This is a genomic window from Oleiphilus sp. HI0132 (genome assembly GCF_001635845.1).
This window is the reverse complement of record NZ_LWGJ01001016.1, coordinates 1-4,914: the sequence shown is the minus strand read 5'-3', so window position 1 is coordinate 4,914 and position 4,914 is coordinate 1. Positions and strand designations below refer to the sequence as shown.

General features: G+C 43.1%; 7 protein-coding genes. 1 reads left to right on the top strand and 6 read right to left on the bottom strand.

Going from position 1 to position 4,914, the window contains the following annotated elements; all coding sequences use genetic code 11:
• Positions 1-158: 158 nt before the first annotated feature.
• From A3766_RS11385 to A3766_RS11375, 4 genes are all read right to left on the bottom strand, one after another.
• Complete coding sequence (locus A3766_RS11385; RefSeq protein ID WP_197470023.1) at positions 159-776, bottom strand: heme-binding protein; 618 nt, start codon at positions 774-776, stop codon at positions 159-161.
• Between the two features lie 14 nt (positions 777-790).
• A complete protein-coding gene (locus A3766_RS11380; RefSeq protein WP_068510205.1) occupies positions 791-970 on the bottom strand; it encodes a DUF6435 family protein in 180 nt (59 codons plus the stop codon).
• A gap of 35 nt (positions 971-1,005) precedes the next feature.
• On the bottom strand, positions 1,006-1,371 hold the full coding sequence (locus A3766_RS28915) for a thiol-disulfide oxidoreductase DCC family protein (protein ID WP_197470022.1): 366 nt from the start codon (positions 1,369-1,371) through the stop codon (positions 1,006-1,008).
• 132 nt (positions 1,372-1,503) lie between these two features.
• On the bottom strand, positions 1,504-2,571 hold the full coding sequence (locus A3766_RS11375) for an endonuclease/exonuclease/phosphatase family protein (RefSeq protein ID WP_082865217.1): 1,068 nt from the start codon (positions 2,569-2,571) through the stop codon (positions 1,504-1,506).
• A gap of 210 nt (positions 2,572-2,781) precedes the next feature.
• On the opposite strand from A3766_RS11375, the gene A3766_RS11370 reads away from it, so the two are divergent.
• On the top strand, positions 2,782-3,330 hold the full coding sequence (locus A3766_RS11370; RefSeq protein ID WP_068510198.1) for a glutathione peroxidase: 549 nt from the start codon (positions 2,782-2,784) through the stop codon (positions 3,328-3,330).
• 321 nt (positions 3,331-3,651) lie between these two features.
• Here A3766_RS11370 and A3766_RS11365 read toward each other — a convergent pair whose 3' ends face one another.
• Positions 3,652-4,254 (bottom strand): pyridoxamine 5'-phosphate oxidase family protein, encoded by a 603-nt coding sequence (locus A3766_RS11365; protein ID WP_068510197.1) that lies wholly within the window; start codon positions 4,252-4,254, stop codon positions 3,652-3,654.
• Between the two features lie 15 nt (positions 4,255-4,269).
• Positions 4,270-4,812 (bottom strand): DUF3750 domain-containing protein, encoded by a 543-nt coding sequence (locus A3766_RS11360; RefSeq protein ID WP_068642227.1) that lies wholly within the window; start codon positions 4,810-4,812, stop codon positions 4,270-4,272.
• Positions 4,813-4,914 lie beyond the last annotated feature (102 nt).

The window sequence follows — 4,914 nt, the reverse complement described above, 5'->3', positions numbered from 1 at the left end:
TAACACCTCAATAATTGGATTATATTCCTTATTGAAGTGTCCTGTTTGATTAAAGCAGATCACTATCAAAGATAGATTAGGATCTACACACTGTCCAGAAGAGACCAGTTAGATAGCACCCTTCTCACACTCATGGCATACGAACACAAAGATGGGGTCTACTCTATCGGGATTAGAACTTCATTTCGTCTAAAAAAAGGAATTGACGAAGGTGGATCATAACCGGCAATAATAGGCTGCCCAATGGCTTTGATATCCTGCTCATTCAACCAAGCCAATAGTTCGCTTTTCTTGCTTTCTATTGTGTCCTCGTCCAGCCAACCACTGAAGCGAATCGCTGCAACAGTGTAATCATTGACTCGCTCCAAAGAAACGTTTGGGTCTCTCGGCGCCGGTGCTGTCTCAATCCTGAAATCTTCGGGAAGAACAAAAGACATTTTAGTTGCTTTGTCTTGATCCATGAACACAGGCGCGGTCATGCTGATATCTTGCCCCTTACTATTTTCGCCGGAGATATACGCAAAAAGTCGTTTGAAAGCACTATCGTTTGACGATCTCCCCTTTTCACTATTCATCGTTGTGGAAACCAATAACATCTGGTCGTAATGTCGGATCTCAAAATTTCCATCTGACTGAATAAGCGAATAGGGAGCATGCTCAATCGTGTATTTAACCAAGCTACACCCTGTGAGTAAGGAACTCACAAATACAGAACAAGCTAGCAAGATAAACTTCATCGATCCGAGCCTTTCGGTATAGAAAAATTGATTAGACATCGTGATGACCTGCCCTAAGCACTTTCTTTAGCCATAACACTTTGTATTTTCTGATAAATATCATCGGCTTCTTTGCTGAGCATAGAATAGGCTCTTATGTCGCCATTGCGCTGTGCATGCATCGCCTCGGTGAGCTTCGCTTCATAAGCTTTCACGAGTTTTTTAGAAGGATTTTTGCTAAACCATTTAAACATTCTTTTTTACCTACTCTACATTCAGGACTCTGGTTCTAGGGTTGCTTTTTACTTCTATACTGGCGATACGCTAGCCATATTTCATATCCCCAGCGGCTAAACAAACGAATGAAAGGCCAGTTAAGTACCCGCCAAAAACGAGCGTAGGGCGTGTGATGCCAAGCCCTAACATTTGCATCAACGCCTACTAACCACTCTCCGTCAGAAGTTTTCAAGTGCAGCCTCTTCAGCAAAACATCTTTGCTCGGCGATTCAGTTGTTGAATCCAAATCATGTACGTTCTTAATCGTGAGATTGTCGCCTGCATGTTTCTTCAATCGACACACCTCAGCTGTACATAGAGGGCATTCGCCATCGTAGTACAATGTGTCGCGACGGATTGTTACTGCTGACTGTTCCAACTTACTCTTCTCGAATTCGTTACCAGTTATCAGTAAGGTCTACGAATACAAACTCGATATGGATCACTGTCAGCAGTAATGTGAGGATTGATTTGGAATTGCTTTTTAGGCGACAGCAGAGTCTAGGAGTCTTTAAAAGGCCGTTTCGATGGTGACTGACACGGGGGCATGGTCTGATGCTTCAGCGTCTACCTCATAGTTAGGGTTTTGCAGATGATCATCGTGCACGTCATAACTAACGACTTCCGCAATACTGCGTGGATTGTTAGCATCAAATTCCTTTGATAACAGCACATAATCTAAAACACTGCCCTTATTTGCAAAATAGTGTGTAGGGCTACGACGAGTTTCGATAGTTTTATCACTAATTTCAAAGGCATCGTAAAGTGTATGTTTTTCAACATTCAGCCTCTCCGCAGCAGAAAGGGATGAAACATATTTCGATCCAATTCTATCAATATGCCCGCCAGCCACCAGCAACTGCAAAGGCGTTGAGTCGATCGTATCATTTAGATCACCAAGCATAATGGTTGGCATATCTTCCTTCGCACTAGATTTCCAAAAGTCATTGTAGAGAAGAGCTGCTTCAGTTCCTCTCTGCATACTTGAAGCCCACCGACCATGCAGGTCGTCGTAAAGGAAATTACGAACTTGTTCATTGTCGGCTGTATCCACATAAAAGTGACGATCAAACTTCGACCTTTTAGACTTCAAGTGCGCCACATACACGGCAACCTTGGAGTAATCATCGATTTCAATAACGGCCCTGATCGGCTGACGACTAAAAACAAATTCTGAGTTGAGCCCCAAACTCTGAATCAAATATTGATCAACCGAAACTGCTTCACTAGATAGGATGGGGAATTTTGAAGCAATCGCGACAACGGGCATATCAAACAGATAGTCAGACTTCTTGTTGGGCTGTTCGACTGTTGCAAAATAGTCAAAGCCCGCTGACTTTGACAAGCTATTCAGAGCCGATACGGAAAACACCTCCTGAAAACCAACAATATCTGCGCCAATTACTTTCAGAAGCCTAAGTATCCATGCTTCCTTCTTACGCCATTGTTGGTCAGTATAAATATTCTCCAACTCGTAAAATGCATTGGGAGGTTCAATATAGTTAAAAAGGTTAAACGTACAAACCTTAAACTGACGTGTTTGTTTTACCATAATTCTGAGCAAAGTGCTTCGCTGCACTCGCTCTTACCTCCAATAGCCAGGGCCATGATTTAAAACAATAAGAACTTAGAATAAATTTTAGGGTTGGTCCTAATTCGATACAAGGTCAACACGCCAAGGTATAAACCCAAGTGAACCAGAAACTAAGAATTCGCGTATTTAAATATATATACTTAATAACTTCGATTTCAGCGCATCCTTAATTCGATTGAAGGGAGAAATATTTATATGAAGCATCTAGCAAAAATTACGATCATTGGTTTGCTATGCTTGGCGAATACATCATTAAGTTACGCAAGCTGTGACCCCTTGCTAAACTATGAATCCAAGCGTCTTCACTCTTCAAAATCTATTGACTTCTGTCAGGCTTTTGAAGGGAAAACCTTGCTTATCGTTAATACAGCAAGCCGATGCGGATTTACCCCTCAGCTATCTCAACTTGAAGCGCTTTATCAAAAATATAAAGATGAGGGTTTGGAAATTGTCGGTTTCCCTTCTAACTCCTTCAGGCAAGAATTAGCAACTGAAGCAGAAACAGCTAGCGTCTGCTTCAAAAACTTCGGCGTTAGTTTCACCATGCTAGCGCCGAGCTATGTAACAGGACCTCAACAAAACGACTTCTACAAAATGCTAAAACAACGGACTGAAAAATCACCAAATTGGAACTTCAACAAGTTCCTCATCTCTTCCGATTTATCAAGTATTTCCTTGTTCAGATCTCAGGTAACCCCCTTAGACAGTGTATTAGAGGAGGCTATCAAAAGATCTCTTAATTAATTTAGTAGCATCAGGGTTATTGTAATCGTTTGAGATATCCGCAGCACAGATATACATATACTTATAAACAAGAGCTAAGAGTAATTTGTCGACAAACCTGCGGCCCTCTTTTATTTTACTTAGTCAATCCACACCCACTACTGAATCTTGCCACCATGGTACCCACAGATTAGGGTATCAGATACGCGAACATTCGCATCAACACCCCTTAACCATTTTCCCTACACCAATCCTATCGGTTAGGGACTCAAACCTGCCACGTGCAGAAAACATGATTGGCGCCAAGAGTAGCAGAGAGTGCAGCCCAATAGTTCGCGCTATTCAAGGAACAAGCGCAGCTCGTTCCCAACTGTGGCCTATATGTCGATATAAAGTGCGCTCATGCAAGCCAGTTTCATGGCCTCGCCAGTACTCTAGATAATTCACAGACACCACCAGCCCAAGCGCATTATCTGTGAAAGGAACTGTATCAGGATTAGGGTACTTTTCTTTCAGCGCGTTAATACCCCGTTCTACCTCAAATGAGCCTTCCAGGGCAGCGCTCTGGTGCGCGACAGTATGATAAAAATGATCCAGCAACTTTGAAATATAAGGTTTATGCTGCCAGTGAGTTTCAAGAACCTCAGGACACATTAATGACAATTCACCCCGAACTCTAAATTGCTGTAGTAGCGAAGGATAGAAAAATAGCAGTTCTACCTTCGCCTCGTTTAAATGTAGTAGGTTCTTTTGGGCAAGTTTGTTCACAAACAGTACACAACTATCTGCATTGATTTCGCGTACGACCAAGGTGCGCATTCTTGGTTGAGACGCATCATTTTGCTCGAGTGTCGCGAGTGTGCAATATTTAGCACTGGGGTCCTGGTTTTGCTTGGCCTCTTGCCTAGCGTTCATCAACAAAGTCATAGGTTGATATTCAGTCATAAACTCTTCGCCCTGTTAATCTACGTAACCACTGCCAATAGCACTAAAGGGAAGCTCCAAGCCCAGTTCGGGCACCTGCGCTGCTATCCAAGCTGGAAAGGTGTTGCTGTTCGGGCCAGGAAAAACTTTATACTCGTTAGCCCAGGGGTAACGTTCAGCTAAAGCAACTATTTCTTCGATCAACTCTTCTGCTTCGTCACCTCGCTTATCCAAAAGAATTTGGGGCTGACTACCAAACCAATACCTATCAGGAATATCATTCTCGACTCTCAACACAGACAGTCCTCGTTTGGCACGCCAACCTATCACTTCAAGAACGGTATATTCAGAAGCATCTCTTGCTTTCACCGCAATCCAAGTATGTATCGCAAACCAACCTCGCCACCCCCATGCATCGGCACCATATACCTGAATAACCGCTTCGGGAGTTTCGGTAGACAAAGGGGCGAGCCCGGAAGAGTCTCTAGACGCTTCTCGCCAGCTTCCCGTGCTGCACCCCACCGCTAACACACTGAAAAGTATCATACTAAATTGAATCAATGCCTTAATGCTAAACATCGTCTATTTCCCCGTTATCTTCTCCGTAAAAACAAGACCTTAGTCTTACAAGCACTGGGCTAACGAGTATAAAGTTTTTCCTGGCCCGAACAGCAACACCTT